We start from the raw sequence: 25,133 nt of genomic DNA on the forward strand, positions 1-25,133 counted from the left end.
AGTGGTGGCGCATTATAGGGAGTTATTCTGAGCTGACAAGAGGAAATTTAAAATAATTTTCCGAATGCGCGTTTTTTCATCAAAACACTTGCTGGTGTGCCATAAAACAATCAATTTGCCGTTTTTGCAACCGCAATCACACTTCCTGGTGGCATACTAAGGAGGAAAAAAAGAATAAGGAAGATGAGTATGCCATTAAGCGCACAACAGTTAGCTGCACAGAAAAACCTTTCGTATGTTCTGGCCGAGAAGCTGGCGCAACGGATCTTAAAAGGTGAATACGCACCCGGCACCATTCTGCCTGGTGAAATTGAGCTGGGTGAGCAATTTGGAGTGAGCCGTACTGCGGTACGCGAAGCGGTCAAGACGTTAACGGCAAAAGGAATGGTTTTGCCACGACCACGAATTGGTACGCGTGTCATGCCGCAATCCAACTGGAATTTTCTTGATCAAGAGTTGCTCTCCTGGTGGATGACAGAAGAGAACTTTCATCAAGTTATTGATCATTTTCTGGTTATGCGTATCTGTCTGGAGCCGCAAGCCTGCTTATTGGCAGCAACGGTGGGCACCGCAGAACAGAAGGCGCATCTCAATACACTGATGGCCGAAATGGTGTCGTTAAAAGAGCATTTCCGCCGGGAGCGTTGGATTGAGGTCGATATGGCCTGGCATGAACATATTTATGAAATGAGCGCCAATCCGTTTTTGACATCTTTCGCTTCACTATTTCATTCGGTTTATCACACTTACTTTACGTCAATAACCAGCGATACCGTGATAAAACTGGATCTACACCAGGCGATTGTCGATGCAATAATCCAAAGTGATGGCGACGCTGCATTTAAAGCTTGTCAGGCGCTGCTACGCTCCCCGGATAAGTAATATAACAAACGGATACAGTATGGCGGGTTTGCCGTGCATTGCGGCAATGGTCATCTTTATACGGACACTAAATCTCACCATCCTGAATACCACCTTATCCGCAATTGCTGCCATCATCAGTTATACGCTGACGGTGGCAATGCTTATTCCGGAGAATTATTACTGTTGCTTTCAGTAGCAATATTCATGCTTCTGAAAGCAACAGTAATAATTTGATTAAAAAAAGCGTAAATCTAAGCCGAGCCGCGCTCCATCAGTATCGGCGTAAGTTGTAGTCGTTGTTGCTGTAGATTTGGCTGTGCTATCCGGTGGATGAGTACATCAATCGCCAGCTCTCCCAGTTCATCTTTTGGTTGATGAATTGTAGTGAGCGGTGGCGTCATAAAGCTTGCCAGTTCGATATCGTCATAGCCAATCACCGCGATATCCTGCGGGACATATAACCCAGCCTGATATAGAGCCTGGTATACGCCAACTGCCATAGCGTCATTTCCAGTAAAGACTGCCTGGGGGCGCAGCGGATGCGATAACAATTGCTGCATCGCGTCAAACCCGCCGTTAAATTCAAAATCGCCAGTGACTTCATAACCATCAGGAACGTCAAGGCCAGCACGCTTCATTGCCGCCCGATAACCTTCCAGCCGCAAGCGCGCAGGCGTTTTATCCAACGGACCGGTAATACAGGCAATTCGGGTATAACCTTTGTCGATCAGATATTGCGTCGCTAAATCTCCGCCCAGCAACGAGTTATCCTGAATAAGATCGCTGTCGCCATCGAACGGCGCCCAGTCCATCATCACAGTAGGGATTGTTGGATAACGTTGCATTATTTCACGCGAAGGCTGGTGTGTTTCGGTGCACAGTAACAGCAAGCCATCAACGCGCTTTTGCATCAGCGTTTCCAGATTGCGATTCATTCGCTGCTCATCGCCTTCGGTATTACAAAGAACAAGGCTATAACCGCGTTCGAAGCAACTGCGTTCAACGCCACGCACCAGTTCGGAATAGAAAGGATTGGTACTGGCAGTAATCAACATGCCAATGGTTCGAGTCTGATTGAGCTTGAGGCTACGCGCCAGAGCTGATGGCGCGTAATTGAGTTCTTTAATCGCCGCTTCAACTTTGGCGGTAATCGCTTCGCTGACGAAGCGATCTTTATTGATGACGTGAGAAACGGTTGAGGTAGAAACGCCCGCCAGGCGGGCAACATCTTTCATTGTGGCCAAGCGTCACCTCTGCCTGTCTAAAAATGTTTCGATCTCTTCACGCCACGGTACTGACGGTTGTGCGCCTTTGCGCGTTACGGCAATCGCAGCGGCAGCATGAGCAAAACGAATCGCCTCAGGCAATGGTTTTTCTTCCAGCAACGCCGTGATTAACGCGCCGTTAAAAGTATCTCCGGCAGCAATGGTATCGACAGCCTGAACCCGGAATCCAGGAACGCGCTGACCTTCGCCATTCACGCTAGCCCACACGCCACGACTTCCTAAGGTAATCAGTACGGTACGGATACCTTTCTCATGCAGTACCTGCGCAGCCTTCGCCGCATCTTCATCATTTTCAACACGAATACCGGTGAGCTTTTCTGCTTCAGTTTCGTTTGGCGTAATAATGTCCACCAGCGCCAGCAATTCATCAGGTAATTCGCGAGCCGGAGCGGGGTTAAGCGCGACGATAGTCTTATTTTGATGGGCGATTTTCGCCGCTGCCATCACACTTTCGAGTGGTGATTCCAGCTGCATTAATAATGCTGACGCGTTAGCAATACGCTCACGTTGCGCTTCCACCAGCGCCGGGGAAAGGGCAGCGTTAGCCCCGGCATGAATACCAATGACGTTCTCGCCTTCACCATTAACAAAAATCAGCGCCACGCCTGTCGATTCGCCTTTGATCACGCTGACCGGCGAAATATCAATATTATCAGTGGCGAGCTGCTGGCGAACGCTCTCACCAATACTGTCATCTCCCGTGCAGGCAATAAACGCGATATTCGCGCCGCTACGCCCTGCTGCCACAGCCTGATTCGCGCCTTTACCGCCGAATGCGACTTGATAGTGGTTACCGGTTACTGTTTCGCCTGGAGTTGGAAAAGATTGAAGATTAAGAATGTGATCAGCATTAATGCTGCCAAGAACAACGAGGCTGCCTGCGTTTTGCATATTCGGGATGTCCATAAAATGCGCCACCGTGTTAGGGTGGCGCGTGCCCTGCTTTTCTTTATATTACACGTTCATCTGTCGATGACGTATTTATGTCACCATCAGGTCATACAACCTGATTAAAACTACTGCTTAACAACCAGTTTCAGATCAACCGGATACTTAGCCTGAACTTTCTCGCCTTTCAGCACTTTATCAGCGGTTTCGACGCCTTTAGCGCCAATCTGATCGGGTAGCTGAGCGATAGTCGCTGCTAGTTTGCCATCATTCACCGCTTTTTCGCCATCCGGTGTACCGTCAAATCCGACGACCATCACATCCGATTTACCGGCAGTTTGCAGCGCGCGCAGTGCGCCCAGCGCCATTTCATCATTCTGCGCGAACACAGCCTGCACATCCGGGTGAGCGGTCAGCAGGTTCTGCATGACGTTCAAACCTTTGGTGCGATCGAAGTCTGCCGGCTGGCTAGCGAGAACGTTAAACTTGTGAGCAGCAACGGCCTGCTGGAAGCCTTCACCACGTTCACGAGCAGCGGATGTACCGGCAATGCCTTGTAGTTCGATAACTTTTGCACCTTCGCCAGCTTTCTTCGCGATGTAATCACCCGCAATTTTGCCTCCCAGTACGTTATCAGAAGCAATGTGGCTAACCACTTCACCTTTCGTTGCCTGGCGGTCAAGAGTGATAACCGGGATGTTCGCCTGGTTAGCCATCTTCACAGCATTACCCACTGCGTCGGAGTCCGTCGGGTTAATCAGCAGAATTTTGGTGCCGCGAACGGTTAAGTCCTGCACGTTTGCCAGCTCTTTCGCCGGGTTGTTCTGGGAGTCCAGCACCACCAGGTTATAGCCAAGTTTATCCGCCTCTTTCTGCGCGCCATCTTTCAGCGATACAAAGAACGGGTTGTTAAGTGTAGAAACCACCAGCGCGATGGTGTCTTTTGCCATCGCATTCGCACTGACGGTGGCGCTTAGCGCAACAGCGGAAACCAGGGTAGCCAGTTTTTTCATGTTCATATTCAAGATGTCCTGTAGTCGTTATTACTGTTTTTTGTTGTCTACCAGCACCGCCAGCAAAATCACCACCGCTTTGACGATCATCTGGTAATAGGAGGAAACACCTAACAAATTCAACCCATTATTAAGGAAGCCAAGAATTAATGCGCCGATCAACGTCCCAACAATGCGACCTTTTCCGCCCGCCAGGCTCGTACCGCCCAGAACAACCGCAGCAATAGCATCCAGCTCATAGCCAGTCCCCGCCGTGGGTTGCGCGGAGGAGAGGCGCGCCACTTCAATGATCCCGGCCAGCGATGCCAGCAGACCACAAAGAGAATAGACGATGATTTTGATTTTATTGACGTTGATACCAGAAAGGCGCGTTGCTGCTTCGTTACCACCCAGCGCGTAGATGTAACGTCCCAGACGCGTGTGATGCAGCATGTACCAGGCCGCGAGGAAAACAATCCCCATGATCCAGACTGGCGTCGGAACACCCAGCGGACGACCAATACCAAACCAGCCGAACAGATCGGCGTTCTCAGTAAATCCGGTATTCACCGGGCTACCGTTGGTGTAAACCATGGTCACGCCGCGCAGTAAAAGCATCATAACCAGCGTAGCGATGAACGCCTGGACACGACCTTTCGCCACAATCACCCCGGTTACCGCGCCAATTGCCGCACCTAACGCGAGAGCGGCAGCGACAGCCACCAGCGCGTTGACTTCAATGCCGACAATAGATGCAGCAACTGCACCAGTCAGCGCCAACAGAGAACCGACCGACAAGTCGATGCCTGACGTCAGGATAACCAGCGTCATCCCGACCGCCATAATGGCGTTCACCGAGGTTTGCTGGAGAATATTGAACAAGTTATTGATGGTGAAAAAGTTCGGGCTTAACGTCGAGACAATCGCGATCAGCACCAGCAGAGCGATAAGCGATTTCTGTTCCATCAGCCACGCTTTCGTGAAATAACGGCGACCAGAGACAGTCTGGGTTGTCATTTTTTTACTCCTGATTCACGCGATTAAGCTTGCCCACAGCGGCAGCCATTAACACTTCCTGAGTGGCCTGCTCTCGAGTAAATTCCCCGCTGAGATGCCCTTCATGCATGACGATAATGCGATCGCTCATGCCTAATACTTCTGGCATTTCCGATGACACCAGAATGATGCTCAAACCATCGGCTTTGAACTGGTTAATCAGTTGATAGATCTCTTTTTTCGCGCCGACATCTACGCCACGGGTAGGCTCATCAAGGATCAACACTTTAGGACGCGTCATCAGGCCACGGGCAATCGCCACTTTTTGCTGATTTCCCCCAGAAAGCAGGCCTATTGCCTGTTCCATCGACGGCGTCTTGACGTTGAACAGACGGATAAAATCACTGACCGCCTGCTGCTCATCCGAATGTTTCAGGCTACCACCTGTGCGACTGAAGTAGCGTAGCGCGGTCAGTGACATGTTCTCTTTTACTGACATGCCCAACACTAAACCGTCGCGTTTACGGTCTTCAGAGATATACACAATGCCGTTTGCCAGGCCATCCTGCGGCGAACGGGTAACGACCTCATGACCATCCAGAGTGACGTAACCGCTGGTGCGCGGCAGGGCGCCATAGAGCACTTTCATCAGTTCGGTACGACCTGCGCCCATCAAACCAGAGACGCCAAGAATTTCGCCTTTGCGTAAAGCAAAAGAGACATCGTTAACGCCAGGTCCGCAGAGATTATCGACTTTCAGTAAGACGTCTCCCGGCGCTTTGTCCAGGTGTGGATACTGATCTTCCAGCTTACGTCCCACCATCATCTCAATCAGCGAATCTTCAGTCAGTGACGCTACTTCGCGCTCGGCAATAAATTGCCCGTCACGAAAAACGGTAACGTCATCGCAAATCTCGAAGATTTCTTTCATACGGTGGGAAATATAGACAATGCCGCGCCCCTGCGATTTCAGTTCGCGGATAACGCGGAACAGGGATTCTGTTTCGGTATCGGTCAGTGCATCGGTCGGTTCATCCATAATGATGACTTTCGACTCAAAGCTCAGCACTTTGGCAATTTCCACCATCTGCTGGTCGCCAATAGAAAGATCGCCCACCAGCTTGTCGCTTTTAAACCGCAGGTTAAGTTTGGCTAAAAGTTTATCCGCTTCGGCATACATGGTTTTCCAGTCAATTTTGCCAAAGCGATTTACAAACTCACGACCGAGGAAAATGTTTTCTGCAATGGTCAACTGCGGGATCAGGTTCAGTTCCTGGTGGATAATCCCAATCCCGGCTTCCTGGGAGGATTTCGGCCCGGTAAAAGTAGTCTCTTTACCCAACCATAAAAGCGTACCAGCATCACGGGTATAGATACCGGTCAGCACTTTCATCATGGTGGATTTACCCGCACCATTTTCGCCTACCAGCGCCATCACACGACCTGGATAGACATTTAACGCGGCTCCCGAGAGAGCTTTTACGCCCGGAAACGCTTTATCGATACCTTTAAGCTGTAGTAATGCTTCCATGGCGGCCTCAGAACGTCACGCCAGCACAGAGAATGATATTCGCATACGGAGAACATTCTCCGCTGCGAATTACCGCCTGACTTTCTGCGGTTTGTTGTTTGAATTGTTCATGCGTGGTGTAACGAATTTCAATAGTGTTTCCCTGGTGTTTTTGCAGCTGCTCAAGGTGAGTGAGCAACGTTTCGTGGAGTTGCGGATTATGTTGTTTGATCTCTTCCGCGATAATGGCTGCCTCGACCTGCATTTCACTTGTGACGACGCCCAGCACCTGCATAAAAGAAGGTACACCCTGGGTTAATGCCATATCGATACGCGTTGTACTTTTGGGGATGGGTAAACCAGCATCACACACCACCAGCGTATCGGTATGTCCCAGACGGGAGATCACCGATGAAATATCAGAATTAAGAACGGTGCCTTTTTTCATTTTTTTCTCCATCAGCGAAACGTTTCGCTGACCCGCAGTTTAATCCTGACTGATTAAGGAAAACCATCACGACGTTACTGAAATGTGATCAACATCGAAACGTTTTACATCGTGAGTAACCATGAAAAAAAACGCCCCCTTATGGAGAAAGGAGGCGTCTGGCGTTAGATTTCGACCTGAGTACCCAATTCGATAACCCGGTTTGGTGGGATTTCAAACTGATCCGGCGCGCGCAGCGCATTACGTTGCAACAGCAAGTACAGCTTGCCGCGCAGACGCAAATACCACGGGCGTTTGCCAAGGATCAGTGATTCATGCGACATAAAGAAGGAGGTTTCCATCATCCGGCAACTTAATCCTTCCAGACCGCAACGGTGGAAAACTTCTTCCACGTTTGGCGTTTCTCGCCAACCATAACTTGCCACCACCCGCCAGAAAGTGGGCGACAATTGTTCAATCTGTACCCGACGGACGTTATGGACATATGGCGCGTCTTCAGTACGCAGAGTTAACAGAATAACCCGCTCATGCAACACCTTGTTATGTTTAAGGTTATGCATCAGCGCAAAGGGAATGACATTAATTGCACGCGACATATACACAGCGGTTCCGGGAACGCGAACAAGCGGTGATTTCTCCAGTGAAGCAATCATTGCTTCCAGAGAGTTACCATGTTCGTGCATCCGACGCAGCAGGCGGAAACGCTCGCTCTTCCAGGTCGTCATCACGATAAACATCACCGTGCCGAGGCTCAGAGGCAACCAGCCGCCGGAAAGCAGTTTATCGAGGTTAGCGGTAAACAGAGGGATATCGACACAAAGGAAAGCAATCAAAATCAGCGCAACAAAATACTTATTCCAGTGCCAGTTCTGACGCGCCACGGTGGTTGAAAGAATAGACGTCAGCACCATCGTTCCGGTCACCGCAATTCCATACGCCGCCGCCAGGTTGCTGGAGTGCTCAAAGCTGACAATGACAATCACGACTGCGACATAGAGCATCCAGTTCACAAACGGAATGTAGATTTGCCCTGACTCCATTTCAGAGGTGTGAATAATGCGCATCGGCGACAAGTATCCCAGACGTACCGCCTGACGCGTCAATGAGAAAACACCAGAAATAACCGCCTGCGAGGCAATCACCGTTGCCAGTGCGGCGATGATCAGTAGCGGGATCAGCGCCCAATCCGGAGCCAACAGGAAGAACGGGTTCTTAATCGCTTCCGGGTGTTTTAACAGCAGCGCCCCCTGCCCAAAGTAGTTAAGGGTCAAAGACGGCAATACGACGGTGAACCACGCCAGGCGAATAGGGAACTTACCAAAGTGCCCCATATCGGCATACAGCGCCTCGACACCGGTAATCGACAGCACCACCGCACCTAACGCAATAAAGGAAACGGTTTTATATTCAAGGAAGAAATGCACCGCCCACATTGGATTTAAAGCATGTAACACTTCAGGGTTGGCAATAATGCTACGTAACCCCAGCCCCGCCAGAATCAAAAACCAGGTCAGCATAATCGGCGCAAACAACTTACCGACCATGGCAGTACCATGCTTTTGAATCATAAACAGTAAAGTGAGAACGATGATTGAGAGGGGAACTATCCAGGTATCCAGCTGAGGGGCGACGATTTCCAGACCTTCAATGGCTGACATCACCGAAATAGCGGGTGTTATGACAACTTCACCATAGAAGAAACTGCCGCCGATTAGCCCCATAATCACCAGCATTGATGTCGTTCGCGCCGACGTATTACGCCCGGCAAGCGACATCAATGTCAGTATGCCCCCTTCCCCGGCGTTATCTGCCCGCATCACGAAGGTGAGATATTTAATGGAAACCACAAAGATTAGCAGCCAGAAGATCAGCGATAAAAAGCCAAACACAGCATCGCGTTCAACGCCAAAACCAAACTGGCCGGACAAACATTCACGAAGTGTATATAACGGGCTGGTACCAATATCGCCGTAGACAACTCCAATCGCCGCGAGGGTAATCGCGGGCAACGATTGCTTATTATCAGTGCTCATAGACTAGTCTTTCGTTGAAATATGAAATGTGTGCGTAGTCCCTTGGCCCACAAAAAAGCGCACAGTATGCACGATTAACGGCAAAATCGTACTCCTAAATGCGGCCACATTAACCTGGCTCAAAGAAAAATAGCCCTCCTTTGAGACTATTTTTGCCACCAGCAAGAAACGTCTATACTCGCAGTTTACGCAGAACTTTTGACGAAAGGACGCCACTTCATTATGGCTCACCCTCATTTATTAGCGGAAAGAATTTCCCGTCTAAGCAGTTCGCTTGAAAAAGGGCTTTATGAACGTAGCCACGCCATCCGCCTGTGTTTGTTAGCGGCATTAAGTGGTGAAAGCGTATTCCTGCTTGGCCCACCAGGTATTGCTAAAAGTTTAATCGCCCGGCGCTTAAAATTCGCCTTCCAGAATGCGCGCGCGTTTGAATATCTGATGACCCGCTTCTCCACACCGGAAGAAGTTTTTGGCCCCCTTTCTATTCAGGCGTTAAAAGATGAAGGCCGCTATGAGCGTTTAACCAGCGGCTACCTGCCGGAAGCAGAAATCGTCTTTCTTGATGAGATCTGGAAAGCCGGGCCAGCGATTCTTAATACCCTACTAACCGCTATTAATGAACGCCACTTCCGCAACGGCGCACATGTTGAAAAAATCCCTATGCGCCTGCTGGTGGCGGCCTCCAACGAACTGCCAGAAGCAGACAGCAGCCTGGAAGCGTTATATGACCGTATGCTGATTCGTCTGTGGTTAGATAAAGTGCAGGATAAAACGAATTTTCGCTCCATGCTGACCAGCCAACAGGATGAAAACGACAATCCCGTTCCACCATCCTTGCAGGTCACGGATGAAGAATACGAACGCTGGCAGAAAGAGATTGGTGAAATTACGCTGCCCGATCATGTATTTGAGCTGATTTTTATGCTGCGCCAGCAACTGGATAAATTACCGGATGCGCCTTATGTCTCCGACCGTCGCTGGAAAAAAGCGATCCGCTTATTGCAGGCCAGCGCCTTTTTTAGCGGTCGCAGCGCGGTTGTCCCGATTGATCTCATCTTGCTGAAAGATTGCCTGTGGTACGACGCCCAAAGTCTGAATTTAATTCAACAACAAATTGACGTATTGATGACCAGTCATGCGTGGCAGCAACAGGAAATGCTGACGCGACTGAGTGCAATTGTGCAGCGTCGCCTGCAACTCCAGCAGCAACAAAGCGATAAAACGGCCTTTACGGTGATTCGTCAGGGTGGCATGTTCAGCCGTCGCCCACAGTATCAACTTCCTGCCGACGTTGCTGCTTCCACGCTGACCCTGTTGCTGCAAAAGCAATTAAAATTGCATGATATGGAAGTTGTTCATATCGCTTTTGAGCGTAGCGCACTGGAACAGTGGCTGAGTAAAGGTGGTGAAATTCGCGGCAAACTGAACGGTATCGGCTTTGCCCAGAAACTGAATCTGGAAGTTGATAGCGCCCAACATCTGGTTGTACGCGATGTGAGTTTACAAGGCAGTACGCTGGCGCTTCCCGGTTCATCGGCTGAAGGTCTGCCTGGTGAAATAAAACAACAACTGGAAGAGCTTGAAAGCGACTGGCGCAAGCAACACGCCTTATTCAGCGAACAGCAAAAATGTCTGTTTATCCATAGCGACTGGTTAGGTCGCATTGAAGCCAGCCTACAGGATGTCGGCACCCAGATTCGCCAGGCGCAACAATGCTAACACTGGATACGCTCAATGTGATGCTGGCCGTCAGCGAAGAGGGATTGATCGAAGAGATGATCATCGCTCTGTTGGCCTCACCGCAGTTGGCTGTCTTCTTTGAAAAATTCCCACGACTGAAGGCGGCAATCACTGATGATATTCCCCGCTGGCGTGAGGCGCTGCGCAGTCGGCTGAAAGATGCCCGAGTCCCGCAGGAGCTCACGGAAGAGGTCATGTGCTATCAGCAAAGCCAGCTTCTTTCCACGCCGCAATTTATTGTGCAACTACCGCAGATACTGGACTTACTGCATCGACTGAATTCCCCGTGGGCCGAACAAGCCCAGCAGTTGGTTGATGCCAACGGCACGATCACTCCGGCATTACACACGCTTTTTCTCCAGCGTTGGCGCTTAAGTCTGATAGTGCAAGCGACGACGTTAAATCAACAGTTATTAGAAGAAGAACGCGAACAACTGTTGAGTGAAGTTCAGGAACGCATGACGCTAAGTGGGCAGCTTGAACCGATTCTGGCAGAAAACAACACCGCAGCCGGTCGTCTGTGGGATATGAGCGCCGGTCAGCTTAAACGCGGCGACTATCAGTTAATTGTAAAATACGGTGAATTTCTTAACGAACAGCCGGAACTGAAGCGCCTGGCGGAACAGCTCGGGCGTTCGCGGGAAGCCAAATCGATACCACGCAACGATGCGCAGATGGAAACCTTCCGCACTATGGTGCGCGAACCGGCGACCGTTCCTGAGCAGGTTGATGGTCTGCAACAAAGCGATGATATTTTACGCCTTCTGCCGCCGGAACTGGCTACGCTTGGGATAACTGAACTGGAGTATGAGTTTTACCGTCGGCTGGTGGAAAAGCAGTTGCTTACCTATCGTCTGCACGGTGAATCGTGGCGTGAAAAAGTGATCGAACGCCCGGTGGTACATAAAGATTACGACGAACAGCCGCGCGGGCCGTTTATTGTCTGCGTGGATACTTCCGGCTCAATGGGCGGCTTTAATGAACAGTGTGCGAAAGCATTCTGCCTGGCATTGATGCGCATTGCCCTCGCTGAAAACCGGCGCTGCTTTATTATGTTATTTTCCACCGAGATTGTCCGTTATGAGCTTTCAGGCTCACAAGGCATCGAACAAGCGATTCGCTTTTTAAGCCAGCAGTTTCGTGGCGGCACCGATCTTGCCAGTTGTTTTCGCGCCATTATGGAACGCTTGCAAAGCCGGGAATGGTTTGACGCCGATGCGGTGGTGATTTCTGATTTTATCGCCCAGCGGTTGCCTGACGACGTGACGAGTAAAGTGAAAGAGTTGCAGCGGGTACATCAGCATCGCTTTCATGCCGTGGCGATGTCGGCACACGGCAAACCCGGCATCATGCGCATTTTCGATCATATCTGGCGTTTTGATACCGGGATGCGAAGCCGCCTGCTCAGACGCTGGCGGCGATAAATTATTACAGCAGAGAAGGGACGCTCTCACGAACTGCCGCAGGCCAAACGCCACACTGAACCTGGCCGATATGCGGCAGTTGCAGCAGTAGCATGGTCAAACGAGACTGGCCGATACCGCCGCCGATAGTCTGCGGCATTTCACCGCGCAGCAGCGCCTGATGCCACTCTAGTTGCAAACGATCTTCATCACCAGTTAGCGCCAGTTGGTGCTTCAGCGTGTCAGCATCCACGCGGATCCCCATGGAAGAAAGCTCAAACGCATCTTCCAGTACCGGGTTCCACACCAGAATATCGCCGTTCAGACCCGCATGGCCCAGCTCTGACGGGGTGCTCCAGTCATCATAATCCGGTGCGCGCACGTCATGACGATGACCATCACTCAACTTGCCGCCAATCCCGACAAGGAATACCGCGCCAAGATCTTTCGCAATCGCCCGCTCACGCCCTTTGGCATCGAGATCCGGATAACGAGACAGTAATTCCTGGCTGTGTACGAAGTGGATCTGATCCGGCAGGAACGGTGCCAGGCCAAACTCTTCGCTAACCGCAGCTTCGGTTGCTTTAATTCCCGCCCAGATCGCCTCTACCGTGCTTTTCAGAGTCGAGAATTGACGCTCGCCGTCGCCCATTACGCGTTCCCAGTCCCACTGGTCTACATAGACCGAGTGCAACGGAGAAAGACGGTCTTCATCGGGGCGAAGGGCTTTCATGTGCGTGTACAGCCCTTCGCCCACGCTGAAGTCGTGTTGCCCTAACGTCTGACGTTTCCACTTCGCCAGTGAATGAACCACTTCGAACTGGGCATCAGGCAGAGCTTTCACTTTTACCTGTACCGCTTTTTCACAGCCCGACAAGTTATCCTGCGTGCCATCCCCCACACGACTAAGGATTGGCGCCTGGACTTCAATCAGCCCTAAGCGTTCTTCCAGTTGACGAGAAAAGTGAGATTTCACGAAGCTAATTTGACGTTGTTTGGCAATGTAAGCGGTTTTCATTTTTTATACTCCTGCGTCCTGTTGCGTATGATTAAGCAACAAAAACCAGCACACATGCAATAATCATTCAATAAAAAGCCTTTCTCACTTTTGATTCATTAAAAAAGAAGACTAAAATAGAATGAATCATCAATATGAATAAGAAAATCCTATGGAAAATTATCTGATCGACAATCTGGACCGTGGCATCCTGGAAGCATTAATGGGCAATGCGCGCACCGCTTACGCTGAACTGGCGAAACAATTTGGCGTCAGCCCGGGGACGATTCACGTTCGTGTAGAGAAAATGAAGCAGGCGGGGATCATTACCGGTGCGCGTATCGACGTCAGCCCGAAGCAGCTTGGTTATGACGTAGGCTGCTTTATCGGCATTATATTAAAGAGCGCCAAAGACTACCCTTCCGCGCTGGCAAAGCTGGAAAGCCTTGATGAAGTTACTGAAGCCTATTACACAACTGGCCACTACAGCATCTTTATAAAAGTGATGTGCCGTTCGATCGATGCTCTCCAGCATGTACTTATCAACAAGATCCAAACAATTGATGAAATTCAGTCCACCGAGACACTGATCGTCCTGCAAAACCCGATCATGCGTACCATCAAGCCATGATCGGCTTTTTTAATCCCATACTTTTCCACAGGTAGATCCCAGCGCGTTCACAGCGTACAATACGCCACTCTTAATAAAGGTGGCGGTTTATGGCAGATATCACTCTTATCAGCGGCAGCACCCTGGGCGGTGCCGAATATGTAGCAGAACACCTGGCAGAAAAGCTGGAAGAGGCGGGTTTTACCACCGAAACGCTGCATGGTCCGTTGTTAGAAGATTTATCTGCCTCCGGGATCTGGCTGATTATCAGTTCTACCCACGGCGCCGGAGACATTCCGGACAACCTTTCTCCTTTCTATGAAGCGTTGCTGGAACAAAAACCCGATCTTTCTGCGGTACGCTTTGGCGCAATCGGTATTGGCAGTCGTGAATACGACACTTTTTGTGGTGCGATCGATAAACTCGAGGCAGAACTCAAAAATTCCGGTGCGAAACAGATGGGCGAAACACTGAAGATCAACATCCTTGATCACGACATTCCGGAAGATCCGGCAGAAGAATGGCTGGGATCGTGGATTAATTTACTCAAATAAGTATACAGATCGTGCGATCTACTGTGGATAACTCTGTCAGGAAGCTTGGATCAACCGGTAGTTATCCAAAGAACAACTGTTGTTCAGTTTTTGAGTTGTGCATAACCCCTCATTCTGATCCCAGCTTATACGGTCCAGGATCACCGATCATTCACAGTTAATGATCCTTTCTAGGTTGTTGATCTTAAAAGTCGGATCCTTGTTATCCACAGGGTAGTGCGATCCTAATAAGAGATCACAATAGAACAGATCTCTAAATAAAAAGATCTTCTTTTTAATACCCAGGATCCCAAGTCTTTCTCAAGCAGGCAAAGTTGAGTAGAATCCACGGCCTGGGCTTCAATCCATTTTCATACCGCGTTATGCGAGGCAATCACCATGTTTTATCCGGATCCTTTTGACGTCATCATCATTGGCGGGGGTCATGCAGGCACCGAGGCCGCGATGGCTGCGGCGCGTATGGGTCAACAGACTCTGCTTTTGACACACAATATCGACACTCTGGGACAGATGAGCTGCAACCCGGCAATCGGCGGTATTGGGAAGGGACATCTGGTAAAAGAAGTGGATGCACTCGGCGGTCTGATGGCAAAAGCGATCGACCAGGCGGGTATCCAGTTTAGGATACTAAACGCCAGCAAAGGACCGGCGGTTCGTGCAACCCGAGCACAGGCGGATCGTGTGCTGTACCGTCAGGCGGTACGCACTGCACTTGAGAATCAACCAAACCTGATGATCTTCCAGCAGGCGGTTGAGGATCTTATTGTCGAAAATGATCGCGTGGTCGGTGCTGTCACCCAAATGGGGTTGAAATTCCGTGCTAAGGCTGTCGTGCTCACTGTAGGCACTTTCCTTGACGGCAAGATTCATATCGGTCTGGATAATTACAGCGGTGGTCGTGCTGGAGATCCGCCTTCCATTCCGCTTTCTCGCCGTTTGCGCGAACTTCCACTGCGCGTTGGTCGTCTGAAAACAGGGACGCCGCCGCGTATTGACGCCCGCACCATCAATTTCAGTGTGCTGGCGCAACAGCATGGCGATAACCCAATGCCGGTGTTCTCGTTTATGGGCAACGCAGCGCAGCATCCACAGCAGGTGCCGTGCTATATCACCCATACCAACGAGAAAACTCATGACGTGATCCGCAGTAACCTCGATCGTAGTCCAATGTATGCCGGAGTGATTGAAGGTGTTGGCCCACGCTACTGTCCGTCGATCGAAGACAAAGTCATGCGCTTCGCCGACAGAAATCAGCATCAGATCTTCCTTGAACCGGAAGGGCTGACGTCTAACGAAATTTATCCGAACGGTATCTCCACCAGCCTGCCGTTCGATGTGCAGATGCAAATCGTCCGCTCCATGCAGGGGATGGAAAACGCGAAGATCGTGCGTCCGGGTTATGCCATTGAGTATGATTTCTTCGATCCTCGCGACCTGAAACCGACGCTGGAGAGCAAGTTTATCCAGGGGCTGTTCTTTGCTGGTCAGATTAATGGCACTACCGGTTACGAAGAAGCCGCTGCGCAAGGTTTGCTGGCCGGTCTTAACGCCGCTCGACTGTCTGCCGACAAAGAAGGCTGGGCGCCTGCACGTTCCCAGGCTTACCTTGGCGTACTGGTCGATGACCTGTGCACTTTAGGAACCAAAGAACCATATCGTATGTTTACCTCGCGCGCAGAATATCGTCTGATGCTGCGCGAAGATAATGCGGATCTGCGTTTGACTGAAATCGGTCGTGAACTGGGCCTGGTGGATGACGAACGTTGGGCGCGCTTTAACGAGAAGCTTGAGAACATCGAGCGTGAGCGCCAGCGTCTGAAATCGACCTGGGTAACGCCGTCAGCGGACGTTGCAGCCGAAGTGAATGCTCACCTGACTGCGCCGCTTTCCCGTGAAGCCAGTGGTGAAGATCTGCTGCGTCGTCCGGAAATGACTTATGAAAAATTAACCACGCTGACGCCGTTTGCTCCTGCGTTGACAGACGAACAGGCGGCGGAACAGGTTGAGATTCAGGTTAAATACGAAGGTTATATTGCGCGCCAGCAAGATGAGATCGAAAAGCAGCTGCGTAACGAGAATACCTTGCTGCCTGCGACGCTGGATTACCGCCAGGTATCCGGTCTTTCTAACGAAGTGATCGCCAAACTCAACGATCACAAACCGGCCTCTATCGGTCAGGCTTCGCGTATTTCTGGCGTCACGCCTGCGGCTATCTCCATTCTGCTGGTATGGCTGAAAAAACAGGGTATGCTGCGTCGTAGCGCATAACGCATTAAAAATGCCTGGTAAGCACCTGCTTACCAGGCAACGCATCAAGAACAGGTAATCACCGTGCTCAACAAACTCTCCTCACTGCTGAAAGACGCAGGAATTTCGCTTACCGATCACCAGAAAAATCAGCTTATTGCCTACGTAAATATGCTGCACAAATGGAACAAGGCGTACAACCTGACTTCGGTGCGCGATCCTAATGAGATGCTGGTACGCCATATTCTGGACAGCATTGTCGTCGCACCTTATCTGCAAGGTGAACGTTTTATTGATGTCGGCACCGGCCCGGGTCTGCCCGGCATTCCTCTCTCTATCGTACGCCCTGACGCCCACTTCACACTACTGGATAGCCTCGGTAAACGCGTGCGTTTCCTGCGTCAGGTTCAACATGAATTGAAACTGGAGAACATTGAGCCGGTACAGAGTAGGGTAGAAGAGTTTCCGTCAGAGCCACCGTTTGATGGTGTAATTAGCCGTGCTTTTGCCTCTCTGAACGATATGGTGAGCTGGTGTCATCATCTTCCTGGCGAGCAAGGCCGTTTCTATGCGCTGAAAGGACAAATGCCGGAAGATGAAATAGCCCTATTGCCCGCAGAATATCAGGTTGAATCAGTGGTTAAACTTCAGGTTCCTGCTCTGGATGGCGAACGCCATTTGGTTGTGATTAAAGCAAATAAAATTTAATTTTTATCAAAAAAATCATAAAAAATTTATCGGTTTGACTGTTAACAACGACCAGGTTTTTTACTGATATAACTGGTTACATTTAACGCCACGTTTACCATTTCGCATCAATGAACTAACGTGGCTTTTTTGGGTAAGCAGAAAATAAGTCATCGGTGAAAATATCAGTCTGCTAAAAATCGGCGCTAAGAACCATAATTTGCTGTTAAAATTTTATTAAGAATGTCAATGTCTGGTTTTTGTTGTGTAAATGCTATTTATGAGAACAGTATCTGTTTTTAGACTGAAATATCAGAAACTTGCAATGGCATCATTTGCCAAGTAAATAAATATGCTGTGCGCGAACATGCTCAATCTGTGATCTGAAGCACGCTTTACCACCAGTGTTTACGCGTTATTTACAGTTTTTCATGATCTGGCATGGTTAGCAGAAAAGTCGCAATTGTATGCACTGGAAAAATATTTAAACATTTATTCACCTTTTGGCTACTTATTGTTTGAAATCACGGGGGCGCACCGTATAATTTGACCGCTTTTTGATGCTTGACTCTAAGCCTTAAAGAAAGTTTTATACGACACGCGGCATACCTCGAAGGGAGCAGGAGTGAAAAACGTGATGTCTGTGTCGCTCGTGAGTCGAAACGTTGCTCGGAAGCTTCTGCTCGTTCAGTTACTGGTGGTGATAGCAAGTGGATTGCTGTTCAGCCTCAAAGACCCCTTCTGGGGCGTCTCTGCATTAAGCGGAGGCCTGGCAGTCTTTCTGCCTAACGTTTTGTTTATGATATTTGCCTGGCGTCACCAGGCGCATACACCAGCGAAAGGCCGGGTGGCCTGGACATTCGCATTTGGCGAAGCTTTCAAAGTTCTGGCGATGTTGGTGTTACTGGTGGTGGCGTTGGCGGTTTTAAAGGCGGTATTCTTGCCGCTGATCGTTACGTGGGTTTTGGTGCTGGTGGTTCAGATACTGGCACCGGCTGTAATTAACAACAAAGGGTAAAAGGCATCATGGCTTCAGAAAATATGACGCCGCAGGATTACATAGGACACCACCTGAATAACCTTCAGCTGGACCTGCGTACATTCTCGCTGGTGGATCCACAAAACCCCCCAGCCACCTTCTGGACAATCAATATTGACTCCATGTTCTTCTCGGTGGTGCTGGGTCTGTTGTTCCTGCTTATGTTCCGTAGCGTCGCCAAAAAGGCGACCAGCGGCGTACCAGGTAAGTTTCAGACCGCGATTGAGCTGGTAATCGGCTTTGTTAATGGTAGCGTGAAAGACATGTACCATGGCAAAAGCAAGCTGATTGCACCGCTGGCCCTGACGATCTTCGTTTGGGTATTCCTGATGAACCTGATGGACTTACTGCCTATCGATCTGCTGCCATATATCGCAGAACACTGGATCGGTTTGCCGGCACTGCGTGTAGTTCCGTCTGCTGACGTGAACGTGACGCTGTCTATGGCACTGGGCGTATTTATCCTGATTCTGTTCTACAGCATCAAAATGAAAGGCATCGGCGGCTTCACGAAAGAGTTGACGCTGCAGCCGTTCAATCACTGGGCGTTCATTCCTGTCAACTTAATCCTTGAAGGGGTAAGCCTGCTGTCCAAACCAGTTTCACTCGGTTTGCGACTGTTCGGTAACATGTACGCTGGTGAGCTGATTTTCATTCTGATTGCTGGTCTGTTGCCGTGGTGGTCACAGTGGATCCTGAATGTGCCGTGGGCCATTTTCCACATCCTGATCATTACGCTGCAAGCCTTCATCTTCATGGTTCTGACGATCGTCTATCTGTCGATGGCGTCTGAAGAACATTAATTTACCAACACTACTACGTTTTAACTGAAACAAACTGGAGACTGTCATGGAAAACCTGAATATGGATCTGCTGTACATGGCTGCCGCTGTGATGATGGGTCTGGCGGCAATCGGTGCTGCGATCGGTATCGGCATCCTCGGGGGTAAATTCCTGGAAGGCGCAGCGCGTCAACCTGATCTGATTCCTCTGCTGCGTACTCAGTTCTTTATCGTTATGGGTCTGGTGGATGCTATCCCGATGATCGCTGTAGGTCTGGGTCTGTACGTGATGTTCGCTGTCGCGTAGTAAGCGTTGCTTTTATTTAAAGAGCAATATCAGAACGTTAACTAAATAGAGGCATTGTGCTGTGAATCTTAACGCAACAATCCTCGGCCAGGCCATCGCGTTTGTCCTGTTCGTTCTGTTCTGCATGAAGTACGTATGGCCGCCATTAATGGCTGCCATCGAAAAACGTCAAAAAGAAATTGCTGACGGTCTTGCTTCCGCAGAACGAGCACACAAGGACCTTGACCTTGCAAAGGCCAGCGCGACCGACCAGCTGAAAAAAGCGAAAGCGGAAGCCCAGGTAATCATCGAGCAGGCGAACAAACGCCGCTCGCAGATTCTGGACGAAGCGAAAGCTGAGGCAGAACAGGAACGTACTAAAATCGTGGCTCAGGCGCAGGCGGAAATTGAAGCCGAGCGTAAACGTGCCCGTGAAGAGCTGCGTAAGCAAGTTGCTATCCTGGCTGTTGCTGGCGCCGAGAAGATCATCGAACGTTCCGTGGATGAAGCTGCTAACAGCGACATCGTGGATAAACTTGTCGCTGAACTGTAAGGAGGGAGGGGCTGATGTCTGAATTTATTACGGTAGCTCGCCCCTACGCCAAAGCAGCTTTTGACTTTGCCGTCGAACACCAAAGTGTAGAACGCTGGCAGGACATGCTGGCGTTTGCCGCCGAGGTAACCAAAAACGAACAGATGGCAGAGCTTCTCTCTGGCGCACTGGCGCCAGAAACGCTCGCCGAGTCGTTTATCGCAGTTTGTGGTGAGCAACTGGACGAAAACGGTCAGAACCTGATTCGGGTTATGGCTGAGAATGGTCGTCTTAACGCGCTCCCGGATGTTCTGGAGCAGTTTATTCACCTGCGTGCCGTGAGTGAGGCTACCGCTGAGGTAGACGTCATTTCCGCTGCCGCACTGAGTGAACAACAGCTCGCGAAAATTTCTGCTGCGATGGAAAAACGTCTGTCACGCAAAGTTAAGCTGAATTGCAAAATCGATAAGTCTGTAATGGCAGGCGTTATCATCCGAGCGGGTGATATGGTCATTGATGGCAGCGTACGCGGTCGTCTTGAGCGCCTTGCAGACGTCTTGCAGTCTTAAGGGGACTGGAGCATGCAACTGAATTCCACCGAAATCAGCGAACTGATCAAGCAGCGCATTGCTCAGTTCAATGTTGTGAGTGAAGCTCACAACGAAGGTACTATTGTTTCTGTAAGTGACGGTGTTATCCGCATCCACGGCCTGGCCGATTGTATGCAGGGTGAAATGATCTCCCTGCCGGGTAACCGTTACGCTATCGCACTGAACCTCGAGCGCGACTCTGTAGGTGCGGTAGTTATGGGTCCGTACGCTGACCTTGCCGAAGGCATGAAAGTTAAGTGTACTGGTCGTATCCTGGAAGTTCCGGTTGGTCGTGGCCTGCTGGGTCGTGTGGTTAACACCCTGGGTGCGCCAATCGACGGTAAAGGTCCGCTGGATCACGACGGCTTCTCTGCTGTAGAAGCAATCGCTCCGGGCGTTATCGAACGTCAGTCCGTAGATCAGCCTGTACAGACTGGTTATAAAGCCGTTGACTCCATGATCCCAATCGGTCGTGGTCAGCGTGAATTGATCATCGGTGACCGTCAGACCGGTAAAACCGCACTGGCAATCGACGCGATCATCAACCAGCGCGATTCCGGTATCAAATGTATCTATGTCGCTATCGGCCAGAAAGCGTCCACCATTTCTAACGTGGTACGTAAACTGGAAGAGCACGGCGCACTGGCTAACACCATTGTTGTGGTAGCAACCGCGTCTGAATCCGCAGCACTGCAATACCTGGCACCGTATGCCGGTTGTGCAATGGGCGAATACTTCCGTGACCGTGGCGAAGATGCGCTGATCATTTACGATGACCTGTCTAAACAGGCTGTTGCTTACCGTCAGATCTCCCTGCTGCTCCGTCGTCCGCCAGGACGTGAAGCATTCCCGGGCGACGTATTCTACCTCCACTCTCGTCTGCTGGAGCGTGCTGCGCGTGTTAACGCCGAATACGTTGAAGCCTTCACCAAAGGTGAAGTGAAAGGGAAAACCGGTTCTCTGACCGCGCTGCCGATTATCGAAACTCAGGCGGGTGACGTTTCTGCGTTCGTTCCGACCAACGTAATCTCCATTACCGATGGTCAGATCTTCCTGGAAACCAACCTGTTCAACGCCGGTATTCGTCCTGCGGTTAACCCGGGTATTTCCGTATCCCGTGTTGGTGGTGCAGCACAGACCAAGATCATGAAAAAACTGTCCGGTGGTATCCGTACCGCTCTGGCACAGTATCGTGAACTGGCAGCGTTCTCTCAGTTTGCATCCGACCTTGACGATGCAACACGTAAGCAGCTTGACCACGGTCAGAAAGTGACCGAACTGCTGAAACAGAAACAGTATGCGCCAATGTCCGTAGCGCAACAGTCTCTGGTTCTGTTCGCAGCAGAACGTGGTTACCTGGCGGATGTTGAACTGTCGAAAATCGGCAGCTTCGAAGCCGCTCTGCTGGCTTACGTCGACCGTGATCACGCTCCGTTGATGCAAGAGATCAACCAGACCGGTGGCTACAACGACGAAATCGAAGGCAAGCTGAAAGGCATCCTCGATTCCTTCAAAGCAACCCAATCCTGGTAACGTCTGGCGGCTTGCCTTAGGGCAGGCCGCAAGGCATTGAGGAGAAGCTCATGGCCGGCGCAAAAGAGATACGTAGTAAGATCGCAAGCGTCCAGAACACGCAAAAGATCACTAAAGCGATGGAGATGGTCGCCGCTTCCAAAATGCGTAAATCGCAGGATCGCATGGCGGCCAGCCGTCCCTATGCAGAAACCATGCGCAAAGTGATTGGTCACCTTGCACACGGTAATCTGGAATATAAGCACCCATACCTGGAAGACCGCGACGTTAAACGCGTGGGCTACCTGGTGGTGTCGACCGACCGTGGTTTGTGCGGTGGTTTGAACATTAACCTGTTCAAAAAACTGCTGGCGGAAATGAAGACCTGGACCGACAAAGGCGTTCAATGCGACCTCGCAATGATCGGCTCGAAAGGCGTGTCGTTCTTCAACTCCGTGGGCGGCAATGTTGTTGCCCAGGTCACCGGCATGGGGGATAACCCTTCCCTGTCAGAACTGATCGGTCCGGTAAAAGTGATGTTGCAGGCCTACGACGAAGGCCGTCTGGACAAGCTTTACATTGTCAGCAACAAATTTATTAACACCATGTCTCAGGTTCCGACCATCAGCCAGCTGCTGCCGTTACCGGCATCAGATGATGATGATCTGAAACATAAATCCTGGGATTACCTGTACGAACCCGATCCGAAGGCGTTGCTGGATACCCTGCTGCGTCGTTATGTCGAATCTCAGGTTTATCAGGGCGTGGTTGAAAACCTGGCCAGCGAGCAGGCCGCCCGTATGGTGGCGATGAAAGCCGCGACCGACAATGGCGGCAGCCTGATTAAAGAGCTGCAGTTGGTATACAACAAAGCTCGTCAGGCCAGCATTACTCAGGAACTCACCGAGATCGTCTCGGGGGCCGCCGCGGTTTAAACAGGTTATTTCGTAGAGGATTTAAGATGGCTACTGGAAAGATTGTCCAGGTAATCGGCGCCGTAGTTGACGTCGAATTCCCTCAGGATGCCGTACCGCGCGTGTACGATGCTCTTGAGGTGCAAAATGGTAATGAGCGTCTGGTGCTGGAAGTTCAGCAGCAGCTCGGCGGCGGTATCGTGCGTACCATCGCAATGGGTTCCTCCGACGGTCTGCGTCGCGGTCTGGATGTAAAAGACCTCGAACACCCGATCGAAGTCCCGGTAGGTAAAGCGACTCTGGGTCGTATCATGAACGTACTGGGCGAACCAGTCGACATGAAAGGCGAGATCGGTGAAGAAGAGCGTTGGGCGATTCACCGCGCAGCACCTTCCTACGAAGAGCTGTCAAACTCTCAGGAACTGCTGGAAACCGGTATCAAAGTTATCGACCTGATGTGTCCGTTCGCTAAGGGCGGTAAAGTTGGTCTGTTCGGTGGTGCGGGTGTAGGTAAAACCGTAAACATGATGGAGCTGATTCGTAACATCGCGATCGAGCACTCCGGTTACTCTGTGTTTGCGGGCGTAGGTGAACGTACTCGTGAGGGTAACGACTTCTACCACGAAATGACCGACTCCAACGTTATCGACAAAGTATCCCTGGTGTATGGCCAGATGAACGAGCCGCCGGGAAACCGTCTGCGCGTTGCTCTGACCGGCCTGACCATGGCTGAGAAATTCCGTGACGAAGGTCGTGACGTTCTGCTGTTTGTTGACAACATCTATCGTTACACCCTGGCCGGTACGGAAGTATCCGCACTGCTGGGTCGTATGCCTTCAGCGGTAGGTTATCAGCCGACCTTAGCGGAAGAGATGGGTGTTCTGCAGGAACGTATCACCTCCACCAAAACCGGTTCTATCACCTCCGTTCAGGCGGTATACGTACCTGCGGATGACTTGACTGACCCATCCCCAGCAACCACCTTTGCTCACCTTGACGCAACCGTGGTACTGAGCCGTCAGATCGCATCTCTGGGTATCTACCCGGCCGTTGACCCGCTGGACTCCACCAGCCGTCAGCTGGATCCGCTGGTAGTTGGTCAGGAACACTACGACACCGCTCGTGGCGTTCAGTCCATCCTGCAACGTTATCAGGAACTGAAAGACATCATCGCCATCCTGGGTATGGATGAACTGTCTGAAGAAGACAAACTGGTGGTAGCGCGCGCTCGTAAGATCCAGCGTTTCCTGTCCCAGCCGTTCTTCGTGGCAGAAGTATTCACCGGTTCTCCGGGTAAATACGTCTCCCTGAAAGACACCATCCGTGGCTTTAAAGGCATCATGGAAGGCGAATACGATCACCTGCCGGAGCAGGCGTTCTACATGGTCGGTTCCATCGAAGAAGCAGTGGAAAAAGCCAAAAAACTTTAACGCCTTAATCGGAGGGTGATATGGCAATGACTTACCACCTGGACGTCGTCAGCGCAGAGCAACAAATGTTCTCTGGTCTGGTCGAGAAAATCCAGGTAACGGGTAGTGAAGGTGAACTGGGGATCTACCCTGGCCACGCACCGCTGCTCACCGCCATTAAGCCTGGTATGATTCGCATCGTGAAACAGCACGGTCACGAAGAGTTTATCTATCTGTCTGGCGGCATTCTTGAAGTGCAGCCTGGCAACGTGACCGTTCTGGCCGACACCGCAATTCGCGGCCAGGATCTCGACGAAGCGCGAGCCATGGAAGCGAAACGTAAGGCTGAAGAGCACATTAGCAGCTCTCACGGCGACGTAGATTACGCTCAGGCGTCTGCGGAACTGGCCAAAGCGATCGCGCAGCTGCGCGTTATCGAGTTGACCAAAAAAGCGATGTAACACCGGCTTGAAAAGCACAAAGCCAGTCTGGAAACAGGCTGGCTTTTTTATTGCGTGCGCTGCGCATATTTTCATCTGGATAGCAGTACAGCAGGATTTGTGCTGTGGTCATTCATGTTCCGCGATTAACTCTTCTTATATAAACCAGCGAAATTCTTTGCTTGTTTTCTCGTTTATTCATTGATCGAAATAAGAGCAAAAACATCATGCTGACGCTTAAATGAAGGTGCTATCTTACTTTTATGCAGACAAAAGGCGCGCCAATGGTCGAAAATGATGTTTTCGTCAGTGGGGATAATCCTTTATTGCGCAATTTATCCTCTGTCCATTTCACGATGAAAAAAATGTAGTTT

At 50.7% G+C, this 25,133-nt stretch carries 24 protein-coding genes and 1 pseudogene; 17 read left to right on the forward strand and 8 right to left on the reverse strand.

The annotated features are described in order from the left end of the window. The first annotated feature begins 189 nt into the window (after positions 1 to 189). On the forward strand, positions 190 to 882 hold the full coding sequence (locus FC814_RS17840; protein ID WP_001131152.1) for a FadR/GntR family transcriptional regulator: 693 nt from the start codon (positions 190 to 192) through the stop codon (positions 880 to 882). A 19-nt stretch (positions 883 to 901) separates the two neighbouring features. Continuing rightward, positions 902 to 1,033 (forward strand): annotated as a pseudogene (locus tag FC814_RS23275) (hypothetical protein); the annotation flags it as partial. A gap of 82 nt (positions 1,034 to 1,115) precedes the next feature. On the opposite strand, the gene rbsR reads toward FC814_RS23275, so the two are convergent. From rbsR to kup, 7 genes are all read right to left on the reverse strand, one after another. Continuing rightward, positions 1,116 to 2,108 (reverse strand): ribose operon transcriptional repressor RbsR, encoded by a 993-nt coding sequence (gene rbsR, locus FC814_RS17850; protein ID WP_000224480.1) that lies wholly within the window; start codon positions 2,106 to 2,108, stop codon positions 1,116 to 1,118. 3 nt (positions 2,109 to 2,111) lie between these two features. Beyond that, on the reverse strand, positions 2,112 to 3,041 hold the full coding sequence (gene rbsK / locus FC814_RS17855; protein ID WP_024165201.1) for a ribokinase: 930 nt from the start codon (positions 3,039 to 3,041) through the stop codon (positions 2,112 to 2,114). A 125-nt stretch (positions 3,042 to 3,166) separates the two neighbouring features. After that, complete coding sequence (gene rbsB / locus FC814_RS17860; protein ID WP_001056273.1) at positions 3,167 to 4,057, reverse strand: ribose ABC transporter substrate-binding protein RbsB; 891 nt, start codon at positions 4,055 to 4,057, stop codon at positions 3,167 to 3,169. Positions 4,058 to 4,081: 24 nt separating this feature from the next. Then, complete coding sequence (rbsC, locus tag FC814_RS17865; protein WP_000211858.1) at positions 4,082 to 5,047, reverse strand: ribose ABC transporter permease; 966 nt, start codon at positions 5,045 to 5,047, stop codon at positions 4,082 to 4,084. Between the two features lie 4 nt (positions 5,048 to 5,051). Continuing rightward, positions 5,052 to 6,557 (reverse strand): ribose ABC transporter ATP-binding protein RbsA, encoded by a 1,506-nt coding sequence (gene rbsA, locus FC814_RS17870; RefSeq protein WP_137326254.1) that lies wholly within the window; start codon positions 6,555 to 6,557, stop codon positions 5,052 to 5,054. Between the two features lie 7 nt (positions 6,558 to 6,564). Further along, positions 6,565 to 6,984: a D-ribose pyranase gene (rbsD, locus tag FC814_RS17875; protein WP_024165202.1), complete on the reverse strand. Its 420-nt coding sequence runs from the start codon at positions 6,982 to 6,984 to the stop codon at positions 6,565 to 6,567. Between the two features lie 164 nt (positions 6,985 to 7,148). Beyond that, positions 7,149 to 9,017 carry a low affinity potassium transporter Kup gene (kup, locus tag FC814_RS17880; RefSeq protein ID WP_137326255.1) on the reverse strand — a complete coding sequence of 623 codons (1,869 nt, stop codon included), beginning with the start codon at positions 9,015 to 9,017 and terminating at the stop codon, positions 7,149 to 7,151. Positions 9,018 to 9,239: 222 nt separating this feature from the next. Between kup and ravA the strand changes: the two genes are divergently transcribed. After that, entirely contained in the window at positions 9,240 to 10,736 is a 1,497-nt protein-coding gene (gene ravA / locus FC814_RS17885) for an ATPase RavA (protein ID WP_137326256.1), read from the forward strand. Continuing rightward, positions 10,730 to 12,181: an ATPase RavA stimulator ViaA gene (viaA, locus tag FC814_RS17890; protein WP_000956601.1), complete on the forward strand. Its 1,452-nt coding sequence runs from the start codon at positions 10,730 to 10,732 to the stop codon at positions 12,179 to 12,181. The genes ravA and viaA overlap by 7 nt, the downstream gene beginning before the upstream one ends. Before the next feature lie 4 nt (positions 12,182 to 12,185). Here the strand turns inward: viaA and asnA are convergent, their stop codons facing one another. Beyond that, positions 12,186 to 13,178, reverse strand: a complete 993-nt coding sequence (gene asnA, locus FC814_RS17895; protein WP_000845136.1) for an aspartate--ammonia ligase — start codon at positions 13,176 to 13,178, stop codon at positions 12,186 to 12,188. 151 nt (positions 13,179 to 13,329) lie between these two features. Between asnA and asnC the strand changes: the two genes are divergently transcribed. From asnC to FC814_RS17960, 13 genes are all read left to right on the forward strand, one after another. After that, entirely contained in the window at positions 13,330 to 13,788 is a 459-nt protein-coding gene (gene asnC, locus FC814_RS17900; RefSeq protein WP_000432970.1) for a transcriptional regulator AsnC, read from the forward strand. An 89-nt stretch (positions 13,789 to 13,877) separates the two neighbouring features. Beyond that, positions 13,878 to 14,321: an FMN-binding protein MioC gene (gene mioC / locus FC814_RS17905; RefSeq protein ID WP_000763727.1), complete on the forward strand. Its 444-nt coding sequence runs from the start codon at positions 13,878 to 13,880 to the stop codon at positions 14,319 to 14,321. A 378-nt stretch (positions 14,322 to 14,699) separates the two neighbouring features. Beyond that, the gene (mnmG, locus tag FC814_RS17910; RefSeq protein ID WP_085461489.1) at positions 14,700 to 16,589 is read left to right on the forward strand and encodes a tRNA uridine-5-carboxymethylaminomethyl(34) synthesis enzyme MnmG; all 1,890 of its coding nucleotides are present in this window, start codon (positions 14,700 to 14,702) and stop codon (positions 16,587 to 16,589) included. Positions 16,590 to 16,652: 63 nt separating this feature from the next. Then, positions 16,653 to 17,276: a 16S rRNA (guanine(527)-N(7))-methyltransferase RsmG gene (rsmG, locus tag FC814_RS17915; protein WP_000932852.1), complete on the forward strand. Its 624-nt coding sequence runs from the start codon at positions 16,653 to 16,655 to the stop codon at positions 17,274 to 17,276. A 616-nt stretch (positions 17,277 to 17,892) separates the two neighbouring features. Continuing rightward, positions 17,893 to 18,273, forward strand: coding sequence for a F0F1 ATP synthase subunit I (atpI, locus tag FC814_RS17920; protein ID WP_000116699.1), 381 nt, complete (start codon positions 17,893 to 17,895; stop codon positions 18,271 to 18,273). Positions 18,274 to 18,281: 8 nt separating this feature from the next. Next, positions 18,282 to 19,097: a F0F1 ATP synthase subunit A gene (gene atpB / locus FC814_RS17925; RefSeq protein WP_000135622.1), complete on the forward strand. Its 816-nt coding sequence runs from the start codon at positions 18,282 to 18,284 to the stop codon at positions 19,095 to 19,097. A gap of 46 nt (positions 19,098 to 19,143) precedes the next feature. After that, entirely contained in the window at positions 19,144 to 19,383 is a 240-nt protein-coding gene (gene atpE / locus FC814_RS17930) for a F0F1 ATP synthase subunit C (protein ID WP_000429386.1), read from the forward strand. Positions 19,384 to 19,444: 61 nt separating this feature from the next. Then, on the forward strand, positions 19,445 to 19,915 hold the full coding sequence (atpF, locus tag FC814_RS17935) for a F0F1 ATP synthase subunit B (protein ID WP_001052219.1): 471 nt from the start codon (positions 19,445 to 19,447) through the stop codon (positions 19,913 to 19,915). Positions 19,916 to 19,929: 14 nt separating this feature from the next. Beyond that, entirely contained in the window at positions 19,930 to 20,463 is a 534-nt protein-coding gene (gene atpH, locus FC814_RS17940) for a F0F1 ATP synthase subunit delta (RefSeq protein ID WP_001288587.1), read from the forward strand. Between the two features lie 12 nt (positions 20,464 to 20,475). Beyond that, a complete protein-coding gene (gene atpA, locus FC814_RS17945) occupies positions 20,476 to 22,017 on the forward strand; it encodes a F0F1 ATP synthase subunit alpha (protein WP_001176745.1) in 1,542 nt (513 codons plus the stop codon). Between the two features lie 50 nt (positions 22,018 to 22,067). Continuing rightward, positions 22,068 to 22,931 carry a F0F1 ATP synthase subunit gamma gene (atpG, locus tag FC814_RS17950; protein ID WP_000896498.1) on the forward strand — a complete coding sequence of 288 codons (864 nt, stop codon included), beginning with the start codon at positions 22,068 to 22,070 and terminating at the stop codon, positions 22,929 to 22,931. A 26-nt stretch (positions 22,932 to 22,957) separates the two neighbouring features. Next, entirely contained in the window at positions 22,958 to 24,340 is a 1,383-nt protein-coding gene (gene atpD, locus FC814_RS17955) for a F0F1 ATP synthase subunit beta (RefSeq protein ID WP_000190506.1), read from the forward strand. 20 nt (positions 24,341 to 24,360) lie between these two features. Next, positions 24,361 to 24,780: a F0F1 ATP synthase subunit epsilon gene (locus tag FC814_RS17960; protein WP_001251965.1), complete on the forward strand. Its 420-nt coding sequence runs from the start codon at positions 24,361 to 24,363 to the stop codon at positions 24,778 to 24,780. Positions 24,781 to 25,133: the final 353 nt, after the last annotated feature.

Source organism: Escherichia sp. MR (assembly GCF_005280595.1).
In the GTDB taxonomy this organism is placed as follows: domain Bacteria; phylum Pseudomonadota; class Gammaproteobacteria; order Enterobacterales; family Enterobacteriaceae; genus Escherichia; species Escherichia ruysiae.

Coding starts and splice junctions, on each gene's coding strand:
- rbsA (WP_137326254.1), bottom strand. CDS start 6,557: ATGGAAGCATTACTACAGCTTAAAGGTATCGATAAAGCGTTTCCGGGC.
- mioC (WP_000763727.1), top strand. CDS start 13,878: ATGGCAGATATCACTCTTATCAGCGGCAGCACCCTGGGCGGTGCCGAA.
- FC814_RS17960 (WP_001251965.1), top strand. CDS start 24,361: ATGGCAATGACTTACCACCTGGACGTCGTCAGCGCAGAGCAACAAATG.
- atpH (WP_001288587.1), top strand. CDS start 19,930: ATGTCTGAATTTATTACGGTAGCTCGCCCCTACGCCAAAGCAGCTTTT.
- viaA (WP_000956601.1), top strand. CDS start 10,730: ATGCTAACACTGGATACGCTCAATGTGATGCTGGCCGTCAGCGAAGAG.
- rbsC (WP_000211858.1), bottom strand. CDS start 5,047: ATGACAACCCAGACTGTCTCTGGTCGCCGTTATTTCACGAAAGCGTGG.
- atpB (WP_000135622.1), top strand. CDS start 18,282: ATGGCTTCAGAAAATATGACGCCGCAGGATTACATAGGACACCACCTG.
- rbsK (WP_024165201.1), bottom strand. CDS start 3,041: ATGCAAAACGCAGGCAGCCTCGTTGTTCTTGGCAGCATTAATGCTGAT.
- asnA (WP_000845136.1), bottom strand. CDS start 13,178: ATGAAAACCGCTTACATTGCCAAACAACGTCAAATTAGCTTCGTGAAA.
- rbsD (WP_024165202.1), bottom strand. CDS start 6,984: ATGAAAAAAGGCACCGTTCTTAATTCTGATATTTCATCGGTGATCTCC.
- kup (WP_137326255.1), bottom strand. CDS start 9,017: ATGAGCACTGATAATAAGCAATCGTTGCCCGCGATTACCCTCGCGGCG.
- rbsB (WP_001056273.1), bottom strand. CDS start 4,057: ATGAACATGAAAAAACTGGCTACCCTGGTTTCCGCTGTTGCGCTAAGC.
- asnC (WP_000432970.1), top strand. CDS start 13,330: ATGGAAAATTATCTGATCGACAATCTGGACCGTGGCATCCTGGAAGCA.
- ravA (WP_137326256.1), top strand. CDS start 9,240: ATGGCTCACCCTCATTTATTAGCGGAAAGAATTTCCCGTCTAAGCAGT.
- mnmG (WP_085461489.1), top strand. CDS start 14,700: ATGTTTTATCCGGATCCTTTTGACGTCATCATCATTGGCGGGGGTCAT.
- atpI (WP_000116699.1), top strand. CDS start 17,893: ATGTCTGTGTCGCTCGTGAGTCGAAACGTTGCTCGGAAGCTTCTGCTC.
- atpA (WP_001176745.1), top strand. CDS start 20,476: ATGCAACTGAATTCCACCGAAATCAGCGAACTGATCAAGCAGCGCATT.
- atpE (WP_000429386.1), top strand. CDS start 19,144: ATGGAAAACCTGAATATGGATCTGCTGTACATGGCTGCCGCTGTGATG.
- atpG (WP_000896498.1), top strand. CDS start 22,068: ATGGCCGGCGCAAAAGAGATACGTAGTAAGATCGCAAGCGTCCAGAAC.
- FC814_RS17840 (WP_001131152.1), top strand. CDS start 190: ATGCCATTAAGCGCACAACAGTTAGCTGCACAGAAAAACCTTTCGTAT.
- atpD (WP_000190506.1), top strand. CDS start 22,958: ATGGCTACTGGAAAGATTGTCCAGGTAATCGGCGCCGTAGTTGACGTC.